This is a genomic window from Vulcanisaeta sp. EB80 (assembly GCF_002078205.2).
This window is the reverse complement of the sequence record NZ_LCWN02000021.1, coordinates 15,893-31,557: the sequence shown is the minus strand read 5'-3', so window position 1 is coordinate 31,557 and position 15,665 is coordinate 15,893. Positions and strand designations below refer to the sequence as shown.

The 15,665-nt window shown below is 49.7% G+C and carries 13 protein-coding genes; 8 read left to right on the top strand and 5 right to left on the bottom strand.

The features are described 5' to 3' along the window. Window positions 1–231: 231 nt before the first annotated feature. The 5 genes from B7L70_RS05460 (at window position 232) to B7L70_RS05440 (ending at window position 3,544) form a co-directional block, all read left to right on the top strand. Window positions 232–513, top strand: coding sequence for a HEPN domain-containing protein (locus tag B7L70_RS05460; protein WP_202908694.1), 282 nt, complete (start codon window positions 232–234; stop codon window positions 511–513). After that, entirely contained in the window at window positions 501–812 is a 312-nt protein-coding gene (locus tag B7L70_RS05455) for a nucleotidyltransferase domain-containing protein (RefSeq protein ID WP_202908693.1), read from the top strand. The genes B7L70_RS05460 and B7L70_RS05455 overlap by 13 nt, the downstream gene beginning before the upstream one ends. 538 nt (window positions 813–1,350) lie before the next feature. Then, window positions 1,351–2,436 carry a Xaa-Pro peptidase family protein gene (locus tag B7L70_RS05450; RefSeq protein ID WP_081226874.1) on the top strand — a complete coding sequence of 362 codons (1,086 nt, stop codon included), beginning with the start codon at window positions 1,351–1,353 and terminating at the stop codon, window positions 2,434–2,436. A gap of 38 nt (window positions 2,437–2,474) precedes the next feature. Then, the gene (locus B7L70_RS05445; protein ID WP_081226873.1) at window positions 2,475–3,107 is read left to right on the top strand and encodes a histidine phosphatase family protein; all 633 of its coding nucleotides are present in this window, start codon (window positions 2,475–2,477) and stop codon (window positions 3,105–3,107) included. Then, window positions 3,104–3,544 carry a hypothetical protein gene (locus B7L70_RS05440; protein ID WP_081226872.1) on the top strand — a complete coding sequence of 147 codons (441 nt, stop codon included), beginning with the start codon at window positions 3,104–3,106 and terminating at the stop codon, window positions 3,542–3,544. Before B7L70_RS05445 ends, B7L70_RS05440 begins: the two co-directional genes overlap by 4 nt. On the opposite strand, the gene B7L70_RS05435 is transcribed toward B7L70_RS05440, so the two are convergent. The 5 genes from B7L70_RS05435 to B7L70_RS05415 form a co-directional block, all read right to left on the bottom strand. Beyond that, a complete protein-coding gene (locus tag B7L70_RS05435) occupies window positions 3,522–4,655 on the bottom strand; it encodes a TIGR04053 family radical SAM/SPASM domain-containing protein (protein WP_081226871.1) in 1,134 nt (377 codons plus the stop codon). The two genes, B7L70_RS05440 and B7L70_RS05435, sit on opposite strands and share 23 nt — an antisense overlap. 63 nt (window positions 4,656–4,718) lie before the next feature. Continuing rightward, on the bottom strand, window positions 4,719–5,612 hold the full coding sequence (locus B7L70_RS05430) for a CBS domain-containing protein (RefSeq protein WP_081226870.1): 894 nt from the start codon (window positions 5,610–5,612) through the stop codon (window positions 4,719–4,721). A 105-nt stretch (window positions 5,613–5,717) separates the two neighbouring features. After that, window positions 5,718–6,869, bottom strand: a complete 1,152-nt coding sequence (locus tag B7L70_RS05425) for a pyridoxal-phosphate dependent enzyme (RefSeq protein WP_081226869.1) — start codon at window positions 6,867–6,869, stop codon at window positions 5,718–5,720. Between the two features lie 67 nt (window positions 6,870–6,936). Further along, window positions 6,937–8,424: a hypothetical protein gene (locus B7L70_RS05420; protein WP_081226868.1), complete on the bottom strand. Its 1,488-nt coding sequence runs from the start codon at window positions 8,422–8,424 to the stop codon at window positions 6,937–6,939. Continuing rightward, window positions 8,421–9,911: a hypothetical protein gene (locus B7L70_RS05415; RefSeq protein WP_162009108.1), complete on the bottom strand. Its 1,491-nt coding sequence runs from the start codon at window positions 9,909–9,911 to the stop codon at window positions 8,421–8,423. The genes B7L70_RS05420 and B7L70_RS05415 overlap by 4 nt, the downstream gene beginning before the upstream one ends. Window positions 9,912–10,090: 179 nt before the next feature. Between B7L70_RS05415 and B7L70_RS05410 the strand changes: the two genes are divergently transcribed. From B7L70_RS05410 to B7L70_RS05400, 3 genes are read left to right on the top strand one after another with little or no spacing between them, the layout of a single operon-like run. Further along, complete coding sequence (locus B7L70_RS05410) at window positions 10,091–12,010, top strand: ATP-binding protein (protein ID WP_081226866.1); 1,920 nt, start codon at window positions 10,091–10,093, stop codon at window positions 12,008–12,010. Window position 12,011: 1 nt separating this feature from the next. Next, window positions 12,012–13,253, top strand: coding sequence for a DNA repair exonuclease (locus B7L70_RS05405; RefSeq protein WP_081226880.1), 1,242 nt, complete (start codon window positions 12,012–12,014; stop codon window positions 13,251–13,253). Beyond that, window positions 13,250–15,658 (top strand): AAA family ATPase, encoded by a 2,409-nt coding sequence (locus B7L70_RS05400; RefSeq protein WP_081226865.1) that lies wholly within the window; start codon window positions 13,250–13,252, stop codon window positions 15,656–15,658. Before B7L70_RS05405 ends, B7L70_RS05400 begins: the two co-directional genes overlap by 4 nt. Window positions 15,659–15,665 lie beyond the last annotated feature (7 nt).

The following is a 15,665-nucleotide window of genomic DNA, read 5'->3' as shown; positions in this document are numbered from 1 at the left end:
TATGGAATATAATGAAACCCTATGAAGTCCAACCCCTTAGCAACCCTTCCATACGTGCGTAAATCTCCTGAGCGCGTGAGTTCACGATCATAACCTAATCACGATTTTAACAACTGGTTCTCTCAATTATCCCCTCGCAATCACCCTTAATCATAGGTTGTGGATACCTGAATTATCCACAAAATACCGGCTGTAGGCATAAAAATCCGTTATTGATCACAACTGCAATGCGTGAACTGCATTACGTGCTTTGCAAAAGGCTACTCGTTTCCCGAAACGCACGAAATAAGGAGACTCCTCGGCGTTTTATCCTCCATAACCCTAAAGGATGAGGTACAGAACTTCGTTAAGTCAAGGAGGGGCGAGTTGATTCTTTTGGAAAACGCCAGGACTAGGGGGCAGTACCTATCCTACGGCCTTAGTAGGGAGGATGCCGAGATTTGTTTAAATACGGCCAGGGAGGTCATCGACTTAGTTAGGAAGGTGTGGGGTGATGAGTGGTGTTCGGGCTAGAGAGGATTGAGTTCCTCGAGAGGAATTGGAGGAGTATCGCCGAGACGGTACTGCGGAGGGCTAGGGAGGTCATAGTCTTCAGCTCGGTCATTAAGGGTAGGGCAACGGGTGCGAGCGACCTGGACCTAGCCGTAATCGTTAGGGGATTGAACAGGAATGAGGTAAGCAGGTTACTGCTTGAAATACACGCGAGATTACCCGACGAAATCTCCGAAATAATTGACTTGGTCATAATAGCGGAGGAGGATGAGAGTGAGTTCCTCAAGTTCGTAGGAGATAGATACGTCGTAATCAGGTGAAACCACAACACCCACTGCGTAAATTACCCAAGACGCATGCATACCCAATACCCATAACCCACGAATACGCAAGCACGAGACACCAACGCCAAGCCACCTAAGGCAACCTCAAGCATTCGTGAGAAGGGCATCGCAGTATGGCCCAACAAGGCAATAGAAAAGAGCAAACCTCGGCTCAGGATTAACGGTAAGACCATTCGCCATTCTAATACGGCAATCCCTCCTAGCCTCACCGCGAAGCAAAAATTAATACCTAAAGAGCCCCTCTTAATGTGCATGATGAGTCTACGGGTACCGATTACATGAAGACAGCGGCCTCTACTGACTTAATAGGTAGGCTTAAGCCTACGGTTAATCACCGTTGAATCCTTAATGGTCTGGATTGGCTATGGCAAATGGAGTTAAGCCTTTGTTCTTTTTCGTGTATAATGGTTTATCAGAATTATTCCTGCAATGTTTCGGGGTACCGTATCCGTTAAACTTGGTATGCTAGAGACCAGGGACAACTTATTAATAGCACTTATGACCTAACACCATAATGAGTGGTAGGTTGGTTAAGTTCGTGACGGCTTTGGGTGGGTTGGGTGTGGATCTCGCGATCGTAACTCCAGGCCCTAATTTTAGGTACTTGGTTGGTTCGTACATAGAAACTTTCGAGAGGTTTGGTGCGTTGATAGTTTGTGCGAATAATGGGTCCTACTCATTGGTATTGCCGAGGCTTGATGAGGGTAAGGCTAGGGCTACGGGTATCCCATACATTGTTTATGGTGATGATGAAGGCCCAATTAAAGCCGTTGATTCATTCATCAGAGGGTGTGGTAAGGTTGGCAGGGTTGGCTTTGAGAGTAGGGCTAGCATGAGTTACCTATGGTTAATGCGCAGAGTGGTCGGTAATTTCGAGGATGTACCGCTGGATGATGTGTTTACGCAATTGAGGATTTCCAAGGATGGGGAGGAGTTGGGAAGTATTGAGCGTGCAGTTAGGGCTATTGAGGAGGGCATTAGGGCTGCCCACGAATCGATTAGGCCCGGAATGACTGAGGTTGAGATCGCCAGGGTGATAGGCGAGGCAATTAGTAATGCCGGTGCCGAGCCCAGGGACGTCCTGGTGCAGTCAGGGCCGAACTCTGCGATACCGCATTGGACGCCGTCAAGAAGGAGGGTTGATAGGGGTGATATCGTTGTTGTCGATGTTACGGCAACGTACAACGACTACTACGGTGACCTGACACGGACATTCGTGATTGGCGAGACACCCAGTGGTTTTTGGGAGGTTTATAGGCTTGTTAAGTCTGCTCATGATGAGGCTATAGGGGCTGTTAGGGAGGGTGTCACGGGCGCCTACGTTGATTCTGTGGCTAGGGGTGTCATTAATAGTGGTGGTTATGGTGATTACTTCATACATAGGACGGGCCATGGGATTGGGCTTGAGGTCCATGAGGAGCCGTTCATAGGTCAATCCTATAATAAACCATTGCTGAGGGGTAGTGTGTTCACGATAGAGCCTGGCATTTACCTGCAGGGTAGGTTTGGTGTTAGGCTTGAGAGCAATGTCGTGTTGATGGGTGATGGCAGTGTTAAGGTTCTCGATAGGTTATGGCAGGAGGTTATCATAGGTATATGAGATAATGCTATTATACCTAGGCTACGGCTTGGTCAATCGTGATAATATACTTCGTTAGGCATGGGGAATCCCAACTCAATGCGTTAAATATGCTCCACTCGAGGAATTACGAGGACAACCCATTGACGGATAAGGGTAGGCTGGAGGCTGCTGCGGCTGCATTTCTACTCCGCAGGATGGGCGTTAAGGGGCCTGTTTTCTCCTCACCGCTCCTACGCGCTAGGCAAACGGCCCGGTGTATAGATCCTGATTTCAAGGTTGATCATAGATTGAGGGAGATAGATATGGGTGAGTGGGAGTTGAGGAGAATAGAGGAGATACCCTTTGGCAATTACCTCAGGGATCCCGTGATGCACAGCCCACCGGGTGGTGAGGGCATGGGGTCCGTTGCCGAGAGGATGCTCGATTTTATAAACTACGCTAGGGGCTTAGGGGCTAGGGCTGTGGTGGCTGTTAGTCATTGGCACCCGATAGCAACCGCGATCGCCCTGATAATAGGATTGCCACTAAGTAACATCTATAAGATACGTATCGGCACCGGGTCGATAACGGCTATTGATCTCGAGATAGGGGATTTGCTATTCTCGAACCTGAGCCCATTAAGGATCCTAAGGAGCCTTGGTTTTAGGGATGAGGAGATCTTGGCAGAATGTAATAAGGTGGTTTCATGATTGGGATTTGCGGTGGTGTTCATTGGAGGCTTGTGGAGTTGAATGTAGACCACGCCTGCGGCTTAATAAGCCTATTGAAGGTCATAGGTGGTAGGTTGGGTATTACCGACATACCCGATTTTGTCGATGTCATGGTGCACGGCCCCGCAGAACCTGTTAAGGAGGTGCTGGGTAGCTCCATTGTTATTGAACAATCCCTAGTCCCAAACCTAGCCTCACGCGCAATCCTCATTGGTGGTGTGCCTTATGCCTCACTTGAGGATTTGGTGGTCTCGGTTGTCGTTAATGAGGAGCCCTGGTACGTGGGCATCATTAGGGAAATCCTTAGTAGGGATAGCGTTAGGAGGAACCTAAGGTGGGAGTGGATTAATGAGGTGTTGAGTAGGTATGGTGCTGGGGATAGGTTTCAGAGGCTCACTGGGCGGCACCAACCCTAGGTTCATAAACACAGGCCGGGTCTGAGCCAAGTGGGTCACCAAGCTCCGCGAATGCCCTAGCCCTAGACCCACCACAGATGCCCCTAAACTCACAAACCCCGCACCTACCGTTGAACCTGGCCTCCCTGATGGCCCTTAGCATTGGGTGTTCCCTATAGACCTTTACGATGTTGTCCTTCCTGACGTTGCCGAGGGTTAGGGGCAGAAATCCGCTTGGGTATATTGAGCCGTCGCTCGCGACGAATATTATCCCATAACCATCCCTGGTTGGTGTGAACCTGGGCTTACCAACGTTACTGGGTGGTTCCTCCATCAATTCCCTAAGACCATTAACCAACTCCTGGTATAGCTTACCACCATCGTAGCTAGCCCCAGAGTTCCTCTGCATGATGACTCTCCTAAAGAATGGTGCCTCCACAGTCCTGATCTGTAGTCCGTACAGTGACGCGTCATAGAGAAATTGTACCACATCCTCCGTCTCCCAGGGACTCAGGGGCTCCAGTTCCATACCCCTACCAACGCGGATTAGGAAGAAGACCTCCCAGGCATTGGCTCCGCCATCCTTGACTATCTTGAAGATATGTGGTAATTCGTGGACGTTCAACTTCATGACAGCAGTATTGACCTGGAACTCAATACCATAACTCCTCAACTTACTAAATGCCTCGAGGGTCTTCTCAAACACGTTTATGGGCTCCAGCGCAGTCCTCCTAATGTAATTATGAGTCTCGGGTTTAGCCCCATCAAGGCTTATGGACACCGAGGACACCCTACCCCTGATCTCCCTAAGTACATCATCGCTCAATAATTTCGTTGATACTGCGGGGGAGAGGGCGATGGGTATGCCGAGGGATTTCGCGTAATCCATAATCTCCATAATATCGCTTCTCATGAGTGGATCACCACCAGTCAGTATCAGCACGGGGTAGGGTTTACCGAAGTCGGTTAGGTCCTCAATGAATTTCATAGCCTCCCTAGTACTTAATTCCGTGGGTAGCGGCTTAAGTAGTGCATTAGCCCTGCAATGCCTACAGGCCAGTGGACATGCCTTCGTGGTTTCGTAGAAAACCAATAACGGCCTTTCCTCAAGGGATAACTGTCCTCTGTGCATAACGCCTATCTCGGCGTGATATCTTGGGCTATTTTTAATTCCCGCGCGTTAATTTTATCGCAACTAATCGAGTGATGTCAGGTAGTTGAGCACATCGGTCCTCGTTATTATGCCCAGGGGCTTACCATTACTAGCCACAATGAGCCTACCTATCCTGTTGGCTATCATGAGCCTCATCGCATCGTATAGGTCACTGTCCTTATCTATCATGGGCACATCCCTCCTCGTGTAATCCCTAACCTTGGCGTCCAGGTTCCCCTCGTGGAATGCCCTGGCAACCTCACTACTCGTTATCAACCCCACCATCCTACCCTCATCATCAATGACAGGTAGCGCCCTAATCTTCCTCTCAGCGAAAACCTTAGCCGCCTCCCTCAACGGTGCATCCTGCCTTATGGTTACCACATTCTTACTCATCAACTCCTCAACCTTAACCTTGGGTATTGCAACCAACTTATTTATGGAGACAACCAACTCCCTAAGCCCCTCATTCTTCTCTGTGATCACACCCTCAATAATCACCCTACTATTCGCCGTAGGCCCGATCTTCACGTTATCCCCAACCCTGACATTCTTGAGGTCACCAATAACCCTAACAAGGGCCCTATTACTGAATGGGTTAATGACATCCAGCAACTCTATGCCGGTCACGTAGAGGTTTGTAGGCAGTTTGTTGATTGTTATTGGCGCTATGTCCAGGGCAAAGACTGTGTTTGTAGGCATTTTAACGTACTCGAGCGCCTTCTGCGTCGGTATGTACCCACCATAGGGCCCCGTCTTAGACTCTATGTAACCCATGGCCCTTAGAGCAACCATGGAGTTCCTAACGGTACCCTCATTAATACCAAGCTTGTCAGCTATATCCTTAGACTTTATGGGCTGCTTGGTCGCCATGTACAACTCAACTAGGGCGTTGAGTATCGATGCGTACGTTGACGGTAACTTCTCAACCATCATAACTGCCCAATTGTTATTTGTAAAGTATTTATAATTTTTATTCACCGTAAAAATCCGTGCGATTGCACGAACTATTTCTCAAATATTCTTAATTATTTTTAATTATTAATAATTCGATAAAGCGCGGAAGACCTTAACCTTCCTATTACCGTGAACCTCATAATCATCGACCACCAAACCCTTCCTAACCAACGAGCCCAGCGCCTTGTAAACCCCCTGAATCGTCGCCACACCACCCAACCTCTCCCAAACCTGGTAGGCGGTCATTGGTCCGGAGCCCTCCAGGACCTTGAGCACGGCCTCCTGAAGCTTCGTCAAACCCGCGAAACCCCTACCAACCCTATACTCCTTGATGCCCGTGCCCGTCACCACAACCACGTAGTCCCCACCCAGTGAGGAAGCCGCTGCATACGCCATTGCCGATATCGGCTTCACATAAAGTCCACTCTTTGCGAGATCAATCATTGCCCTAACGATATCCCCATCATCGACATCCACAACCCTAGCACCAACACTAACAAGCCACTCCCCAACCTCACTAACATCACCAAGCCTATGCTTAGCCAATACGAACCTGGGGATTTCGCCTATGAATCCCCACTCACGAAGCTCCCTAAAGCCCTCATAAATCGCCAGGGCTAGGTAACCCCTCTCCATGGGCAGGACGACGCCGTCAACCTCACCAACCTGCTCATAGAGTTCATAGGCTATTGTCTTGACACCATCCAGGATTAGGGGATGGCCATAGGCAACATCAACATCACCACCAGAATCCCTAAACTCTATCGTCACATTACTCATCATAGCCAACCTAAGCAACTCCTGATACGCACCAGCCGTGTCCGGACTCACGTAAACCCTAACACCAACGCCCACCAGTCCGGCATAGACAGCGAGCGATAATGTAAAGTCCTCCTCAAAACCAACCCTAACCTCACCCCCACCCACGTTACTAATGAAGACTGCCGAACCCCTATCCATGAAGGACCCAGTTGGGTTCCTAGACTCATCCTTAACCAGGACACCACCAACCCTCCTAACCCTAGTAAAGCCCTCACCCAACGTAACCACCCTACCACCACGATTAAGCACCGAACCATACCTCCAAATACTTGGTTCCCTCCTATCGACCCTAAGCAGTCCCCGGGGTTCGGTAACCAAGGGAAAACCACACCTAGGGCAAAGCCCCATATTCCCATAACCAATAAAGCCGCACCTCAGGCACCTAAGTCTCAATCCATTAGTCACTACGCTCATCCATGCTAGTACTTAATGCACGTCTATAAAACTTACGTTACGGATTATTTTTCTAGGTGAAAGGTAGTTATTTATTACCGCTCATTGTTTCACGGTACAGCTTCGTCCATAAATCCATCGCAAAACCAGGCTGTAAGGTCCCCATCACAAGCCTAAATGTTCTCTCTCCATTACTTAACCTCTCTGGGACAAGTAACACAGCCCTTTCGCCATACTTTCTCGTGAAATTATATATGAAGTCCTGGAGAAACGTAACGTAGAACACATTTACACCTGAGTCAGCAAGGGCTGAGGCCACGTTTTCTGCAACGACTGAGGCCTCCACAGGGTTTGTTGATGAGAAACTCTCATCCATAAGTACGAAATCACCCCTCCTCAGTAAACCCGCAAAGCCCCTAAACCTCCTCACCTCCTCCTCGAACTTACCGTACGAGAGAGTCCTATCCTCACCCCTAAGGAAGTGCGTGTAGACAGCGCCAGGTGCGGGTATCGTGAATGACTTGGCAGGGATGAATAAGCCAGCCCTGGCGAGTAGTATGGCTTGACCTACGGCTTTAAGGAACGTTGTTTTCCCACCCCTATTCGCACCCGTGATCAATACGGCAAAGGCACCGTCCGTATTAACCTCTAGTGTGGATGGTACGGGCTTCCTCGAACTCGATATGGCTAGGGATAGGCAGTGCAGATCCTCGAACGCGAACCTACCGGAACTTATGTCTGGATAGGTCTGTGGTAAGCCCATCTTCGTGAAGAAGTCACTCATGTTTATGGCTCCTACATAGAAGGAGAGCTGCTTCATTAAGTCCTCAAAGAACCTCCTCATTTTATTGTACGCATCCAACAGTATGGAGGCTGCCCTCAGGAGCACCCAGTTCCTTATGTCATGGAGTATCTGAGGTCCAGCTTCATCCCTCGGGTCAAGCCTGTACGTGTACTCCTTCCCAAAGCTAAGGAGTCTCGAGAACAATGAACCCTCATCCTTAGGAACAAGCAGGACTGGATCCCTTAGGTAGTTATAGCTGCCCACCTTGACGGAGAACACAATATCCTTATTATAATCGAACATGCCCACGATATATCTGGCACTCGATATGAAGCTCTCATTAATATTTGCCGTGAGCGATATCACAAGGTCTCTAAAAGCCTTTGATGAGAAGTTCGTGGATTTGAGTATGGATAATAAGCTATTAAGACCGTCAACTAAAATCCCTATGCCCCTTGCCGTCTCTCTCGTGATTGATGATGGGTCGTCCCTTCTGAAAATGAACACATCCCTCCTAACCCTCTCAAGGGTGTCCCTGGCTATTGAGTACATGCTCAAAATCGCATTTCTATTGACCAGTGCGTCCTTAACGGCTTCCTGCCTATACCTAACCGCATCCTCAGAGCTATCCTTAAGTAGTAGGGTGTTAAGCCACGTTTCCGCAATGAGCTTATCGCCATTTGACGCCACCTCTATTATCTTGTCCAACTCCAGGTCAACCCTTATGTCATCAGCTACGGGTGTCGGTATCCTGGTCGTACCCTCAACCCTCAATAGATCGAATTGAATCATTTAACCACCCTCCTTAAGTCATCGTAGAGCAACTGGTGCTTTGCAGCAATCCTAACCGCCATGTACTCCCTTGGTGGAGGCCCTGGGATTATCCTGTAGGACGGCTTCTCAGGATCCTCCGGGGAGGGCATGGCAACAAGGCTTATGGTGAACTCCAGTGACGCCACCTTAGGGATGAATGTTATGAAGAGGCAGTACGACCTCCTATTACTTAATTCACTGAGGAATAGCTTGGATAGTTGAAAACCCTCATCCGACGTCGTAGTGGAGAATAGTTCATTAGCTATCACAAGTGTGGTGTCATCGGCCCTCTTAATGATGTTTAACGCCCTGATCACGTCATGCTCAAGCCTACTTAAGCTCTCCCTAGGATCCTCCTCGGTGGGGAAGGCTGTCATTATTGATGTGAAGAATGGTAACCTAGCCTCAACAGCCGGGACGGGTAACCCCAATGTGGATAAGTAGGCCAGCTGCCCGAGGGAGATGGCGAACGTGGTCTTACCCCCACTATTCATACCGGTGATTACGAAGATCCTCCTGGTCCCGTCAGTGTCTATATCATTGCTTACAACCGCCTTACCAGCTTTCACCAGTAGTAGATTGTAGAAGCCCTTTACGTGCATTGATCCATCCCTCGTGAAGGATGGTATTGAGAACGTGTACCCCCTCTCCATAACCCTCCTCATGTACCTTAGGTAAGCTAGGTAGAACTCCATCTCCCTAGCGAAGCTCCTCACTCCCTCGTCAATCACCGTGGGAAAATCCTCCATAAACCTCCTAAGCGTCTCATACTCCTCCCTGTAGAAGCGAAAGGCGCCCTCGAGTATTGCGGCGTGTATGTGCGTCAAGTCCCCCGTTGACTTAACCCACCTAACCTCCTCACTACCGCCATCCCTGAATATTGAGAATGTGCGTTCAATTAAGGCCGTTAAGTCCTCACCATCGCCATCATACCTAGATACCTTTATGCCGCCCTCCACAAACCTCACCTTAACGATAATCCTATCCCTAGCCTCACGAGCCTCACGAGCCCTCTCCTTCATTGAGCGGAAGTATGGGCTGTTAATCACCTGTTCGAGGTAGTTTAGGAATTGCCTAAGCCCCTCAGACCTAGGCCCAATGGTTCTTAGTTCATTGTAAAACGACTCCACGGCATCAATGTACGTTAAGGCCGCGTCCAGGTGCAGCCCAACCCTATGCTGGTCATAAGCCTCCTCCTTCAGTTGAAGCAACCTCTCACTCTCCCTAATCCTCTCAACGAACTCCTCCACCACCCTGTATGTATCATCCATCATTAAGTCTTGGAAGACCATTAACCTAAACACAGCAGTCTCCTCACTACTTAACGGCTCTAAGTAAAGCTCCCTCAGGAATTCATCTTGGTTCCTACCTAGGATATCGTTTATTAACTCCAATAACCTAAGATCCCTAATCAAATCATCACCAACCCTAATCCCCCTACCACCCAATATACTCCTATACTCCAACCTACCACCAAAGCAAACCGTGATTCGAAACATGCTTTAAAACTTACTTCATTAGAATTCTTACATTGGGAATGCGGGTTTGCGGTGTCCTGGATTAATTGAAACTTTCAGTAACCTCCCCACTTAACGCCCTTAAGCATCACCTTAAATACGCCCTAGTCGATTATTGACTAGCCATTATGGCTAATGAGATTGGCTACATCGTTAGTGTGGAGAGTCCATTTATCTATATAATCTCAATAAAGAGGGACAGCAGCGTCAATAGGTACGACTACGTCTACGCATCCATGAAGGACTATGTAGATGGTAGGGAGGTGAGCGTCAACGTGCTTGGGCAAATACTGTGGATAAAGCGTGAGCCATACAGGATCGGGGCTGATGGTTACGTGGCTGACGCACTTGCCGACATGCCCAGGGAGAGCATTATTGAGGTTGTGCAGGCCAGGGTTATGGTGCTCGGTTATAAGTACGGCGGCAGAATATACATGCCCAGGTCTGTACCCAGCGTAGGAACGCCTGTATACCTGGCTGACGCCAGGATGGTTAGTGAGTTCGTTAGGGTTGAACCAGAGAGGGCGCTCTGTATTGGTAGGTTGCTGCTTAGGTCGGATGTGCCGTACTGCGTGGACATGAATGGGTTGAGGAGGCACCTAGCCATAATAGCGGCCACGGGTAATGGCAAGACCTGGTCATCAATAGTGCTGATAGAGGAGTTACTGAAGAAGGGCGCCACAATACTGGTCATAGACCCACACGGGGAGTACGTGAACATAAAGAACAGCATCTCAAGGCTTGGTCCGCAATTCATCGGTAGGGTTCAGGTAATAGATGCCTCAAGTAGGGAGACCGGTGATCTTAAGTATAGGATAAACATCGTCAAGGTCCAGCCCGAGGTGCTAGCAAACGTTGCCGGAGTACCTAGGGGCGCCTCGAGGATTAGGTACGTAATATACATACTACACTCACTAATTAGAACCATTGTAAAGCACACGGGCATTAAGCGTCTGGGCACCCTCGACATGATGGTTAGGATAATTAATGAGTTCCTGAACCACGATGGTAATGTCAACATTGATCGATTAATCAAGCAGTACAATGCCGTGCTGGATGATGAGGGTAGGAATAAGGTTAATAAGCTATTGAATGAGCTTAAGGACGTAATCGATAGCAAGGCTAGGAAGACCGTACTTGTGAGCACCAGGATGTACCTAAGGAAACTAAGGAGACTTGGGCTTTACACATACTGGTCCCTGCCTATAACCAAGGTCTTGAGGCCGGGTACGGTGACCATCATGAACCTCGCCGGATTGAGCGATGAGGTTCAGGACCACGTGGTCTACCACGTGTTAAGCAGGGTGTTTAGGGCTAGGGTTAACCAGGTTAGGGGTTTGCCAGGTCCTAAGTACCCATTCCCAGTCGTAGTCATTCTAGAGGAGGCCCATAGGTTCGCACCACCCAGGTCCGTGAGGAGCACACTAAGTCTAAGCGTTGTGTCCAGGATAGCGGGTGAAGGTCGTAAATTCGGTGTTTACTTGGTCGTCATAACCCAGAGACCGTCCAAGGTGGACCCTGACGCCCTAAGCCAGTGTAATAGCCAAATAATACTGAGACTTGTGAACCAGAGGGATATAGCGGCTGTGCTTGGTGCCAGTGAGGTGTTGAGCGAGGAGTTAGGCAGGTTAATACCCGTCTTGGACGCTGGGGAGGGTATTGTGGTCGGCCCAATCACGCCACTACCACTGGTCATAAGGCTTAGAGATCGTGTCCTCGATTATGGAGGTTCGGACATAGATCTGAGCAGGGCATGGGGGTTAAACGCTGATTTAAACGAGGTTAGGGGTAGGGTTGAGAAGTTCCTAAACACCAAGGTTGGTATTAATAGTGTACTAACCGCGCTATCACTAATGGACGACGTTAAGGGCGTCACCATGGACATGGGAGTCCTGAGGGGTAGGGTTGGTAATGCCCACGTTGAGGTGAGAACCGCCGAGGGCACTTGGAGCTGCGAAGCCTGTGGCTCAACTAGTGAGCCATGCCCGCATGTTGTGGCCTTGGTGGCAAAGGCAATTAAGGATGGCTTAGTCAAACTTGGTGAGTGAGATGCTGATTGCGCAATTGGCCGATGTGCACCTGGGCCATAGGCAGTACGGGCTTGAGGATAGGCTTGAGGATTACAATAGGGCATTCCTCAGGGCCGTGGATGAAATACTCAGGTTGAGGGAGGGTGAGGGCTTGGACACCGTCATAATCAGTGGCGACTTCTTTGATACGCAAAGGCCCGCACCAAGCATTTACGTGACTGCTATAAGGGGTTTGACGAGGTTGAGGGAGGCTGGCATTCGGATTTTCTGTATTAGGGGTAACCATGACGCATCCGTGATAAATCCGATGGAGAACCCACTCACCGTCCTACATAGTATGGGGTTGATTGATTACCTGGATAATGATTATAGGGACTTGGGCGGTGTCAGGTTGATTGGTGTTGGGACTGTCTACACCGACATGCAGAACAAACTAGTCAACTCGATAAACAGCCTGAGGGGTAATGGCATCAACATTGCGATGATTCACCAGTACATAGAGGGTGCACCCTACGTATACCCAATGCCCAATGTGGATGTCTTCATGATCAACGAGAAACCCCTATCCCAACTAAACCTCGACTACATAGCCGTTGGGCACATTCACGAGCATGGGTTGAGGCACCCAAGGCTCAATGCCGTATACCCAGGCTCCTTGGAGATTTGGGATGCCAGGGAGTTCGAGGTTTACGAGTATGTGAATGGTAAGCTCAGGAAGGTTAAAGACACGGACCTGAAGGGCTTCCTAGTCCTTGATGTTGGTAGTAACGGGGTTAGGGTTAGGCAGGTCAGGCTGGGCCCGTCAAGGAGGTTGGTGAGGGTTAGGGTCAGGTATGAGGAGGCGAAACCAAGCGTTGTCAGGGGTGATGTCTCGTACATAGCAAGCAACATGGACTCCAAGGGCTCCCTGATAATCCTGGAGATTGAGGGTGCGGTATCCAGTGGTTACTCCACCAGGGACTTCAGCGTGAACGAATTGAGGAGGTTATTCAGCAGGGCCTGGGTTGACATTAGGCTGAACCTCGAGAGGCGCGGTGCTGAGGAGGCCCCGCGCCAGGTCTTCGGTGGCATTAACGAGATAATTAGGCAGGCCCTTAGGTCGAGGGTTAATAATGATGAGTGGGTCAATGCCCTAATGGATGTTATAGAGAGGGTTAGGGTTGATGATGAGGATGGCGCTATCGCAACCCTCGAGAAACTCGTTAATGTACCATTGAGGGGTGGTAGGGCTATAACGGATTGGTTGGGGGGTGGCAGATGATAACGAGGGTTGAGGTTGAGAACTTCAGGTCAATAGTGAAGGGTAAAGCCATCATTACCGAGGGCATAAACTTCATACATGGACCTAACGGTGCAGGTAAGACGAGCCTCCTCGAGGCAATAGCCATAGCCCTCTACGGTTCGGAGTGGGTTAGGGGTAGGTATAGGCTTGGTGATTTGGTTAGGCGTGGTGCCTCGAGCTCGGTAATACGTGTTGAGTACGTGGGGATTGATGGGCGTAGGTACCTAGTCCAGAGGGTGTTCAATACTGAGAAGACCTTGGAGTCGCAAACGTACGTTATTGACGAGAGCGGTAGGAGGGTTGCCGCGAGGGATAGGGAGGTTACGCAATTTGTCGTTAAGACCACGGGGATAAGCATGGAGACGTTCTCCGAACTACTCTACGTTAGGCAGGGGGAGATTAGGGATATACTGAGGACTGGCAGGAAGGGGGAGTTCAAGCTAGATACCCTGCTTAGGCTTGATGCTATTGAGAGGGCAAGGCAGGATGTTGTTAGGGAGGCCCTTAGGAGGGTTGGTGCGACTGTTGAGGGCTTCAGGGGTAGGTTGGAGGTTCTCAATAGGGAATTGGGCTTGAGGAGGGAGGAGCTTGATAGATTGGAGAGGGAGCTTGGTAGTGTCACTAGGGATTTGGAGGCTAGGGAGGTTGAGCTTAGGGATGTTGAGGATAAATTGAATGAGTTGGTGATCAAGGAGAATGAGCTGAGGGAGCTGGAAAGCAAGTACCTGGAGTTTAAGGGTAAGGTTGAGTCCCTGATGAATGAGGAATCGCTTCTAACGAAAGAACTGAACAGGCTGAGGGATGCCCTAGAGGATATTCGCAGACTTGAGGGTAGGGTTAGGGAGCTGGAGGGCTTGGTGGCTAGGGAGGGTGAGGTTAGAGATAGGATTAAGGAGCTCACGAGGAAGCGTGATGAGTTGAGGAATAGGCTCGCCCTGGCTAGGGAGCTTAGGCGTAGGGTTGACTCCATAAATAGGGAGTTAAACGAGGTCAATAAGTCCTTTACAGAGTTGAATAGCGAGCTCGAGAGGATAATCAATCTAAAACCCAGGGTTGAGGAGCTACGGAGACAACTAGCGAGGAGGGTCTCTGTGGAGACCGAGCTTGAGGAAGCTAGGAATGAGTTAAGTAGGGTTAATGCGGAGATCGAGCACGTAAGGACCGAGTTAAACCTACTGAGCGGTGGTGGAGGTAAATGCCCACTGTGCGGTAGACCATTAAGTAGCGAGCTCGCCCAGGAATTAGTGGCGAGTAGGGAGCTGAAGTTGAGGGAGCTGGGTAGGAGGGCTCAGGAGCTCACTGACAGGGTGAACAGGTTAGGTGGTGAGTTGGAGGGGTTGGCAGGTGTTGAGGCTGAGTTGAGGGAGCTGGAGGCTGAGCTGGGGAAGGAGGGTTTGATTCGGGCTTCACTCGATGACTTACGTAGGAGGAGGGAGTCCTTGATTTCCGAGCTTAACTCAATCACGGGCATCAATGAGGAGGCTGTTACGAAGGAACTAAATAATGTGGAGGCTGAGCTCGCTAGGTTGGATAATGAACTTGATAGCATTAATAGGGCTAAGGTTGAGATTGCGGAAATTAGGGGTAAATTGGCCAGTGCGGGTGACCTTGAGGCCAGGGTTAGGGAGATTGAGGGGAGGTTGGGCGATATTGCCAGGGCTAAGGCCGACCTTGAGGGAGGACTTAGGGAGTTGGAGGCTAGGGTTAGGGAGTTGGGTGAGGTTAGGGAGGTTATTGAGGAATTGAGAAAGAGGAGGGATGCCTTGCTTAGGGAGGTTGGTGAGTTGAGGGGTAGGGTTGGGGTTTTGAGGGATAAGATTGATAGACTGAAGGCGGAAATAACCAACAGAACAAACGAGGTGGAGACCCTTAGGGTCGAAATCAATAGGTACACAGGTGCGGCGGATGTTCTGGGCAAGCTTCAGCAGGCCTTGGATGATGCAAAGCCAATCGTTAGGAGGCTGTTTCTGAATTCTGTAAATGAGGAGTTGGGAATCATGATGAGGGAGTTGATGCATAAGGCATCGTACGCCTCGATTGAGGTTGGTGAGGATTATGAAATCATGGTCAGGAGGGTTGATGGGGTTGAATTACCCGCGGAATCCCTATCCATTGGGGAGAGAAACCTTGTGTCCCTAATGCTTAGGTACGCAATAGCCCGTGTAGTCATGGGCCTGGTACCATTGCTGATACTTGACGAACCCACGGAGCACCTCGATGAGGAGCATAGGCGTAGGATAGCCGGTTGGATTAGGAGCTTGGATAATGGGGTTAGGACTGTGATAATAACGTCGCATGTCGATGCCCTTGAGACAATAGCCGATAATGTGATTAGGGTGGGCTTCATAAACGATAGGGGCGAGTCCATGTTTGCAAATTCCTAAAACGCCA

Bases quoted from the DNA above. Each gene is read 5' to 3' on its own strand.
- B7L70_RS05450 (WP_081226874.1), top strand. From the start codon at position 1,351: ATGAGTGGTAGGTTGGTTAAGTTCGTGACGGCTTTGGGTGGGTTGGGT.
- B7L70_RS05440 (WP_081226872.1), top strand. From the start codon at position 3,104: ATGATTGGGATTTGCGGTGGTGTTCATTGGAGGCTTGTGGAGTTGAAT.
- B7L70_RS05435 (WP_081226871.1), bottom strand. From the start codon at position 4,655: ATGCACAGAGGACAGTTATCCCTTGAGGAAAGGCCGTTATTGGTTTTC.
- B7L70_RS05430 (WP_081226870.1), bottom strand. From the start codon at position 5,612: ATGATGGTTGAGAAGTTACCGTCAACGTACGCATCGATACTCAACGCC.
- B7L70_RS05425 (WP_081226869.1), bottom strand. From the start codon at position 6,869: ATGAGCGTAGTGACTAATGGATTGAGACTTAGGTGCCTGAGGTGCGGC.
- B7L70_RS05420 (WP_081226868.1), bottom strand. From the start codon at position 8,424: ATGATTCAATTCGATCTATTGAGGGTTGAGGGTACGACCAGGATACCG.
- B7L70_RS05410 (WP_081226866.1), top strand. From the start codon at position 10,091: ATGGCTAATGAGATTGGCTACATCGTTAGTGTGGAGAGTCCATTTATC.
- B7L70_RS05405 (WP_081226880.1), top strand. From the start codon at position 12,012: ATGCTGATTGCGCAATTGGCCGATGTGCACCTGGGCCATAGGCAGTAC.
- B7L70_RS05400 (WP_081226865.1), top strand. From the start codon at position 13,250: ATGATAACGAGGGTTGAGGTTGAGAACTTCAGGTCAATAGTGAAGGGT.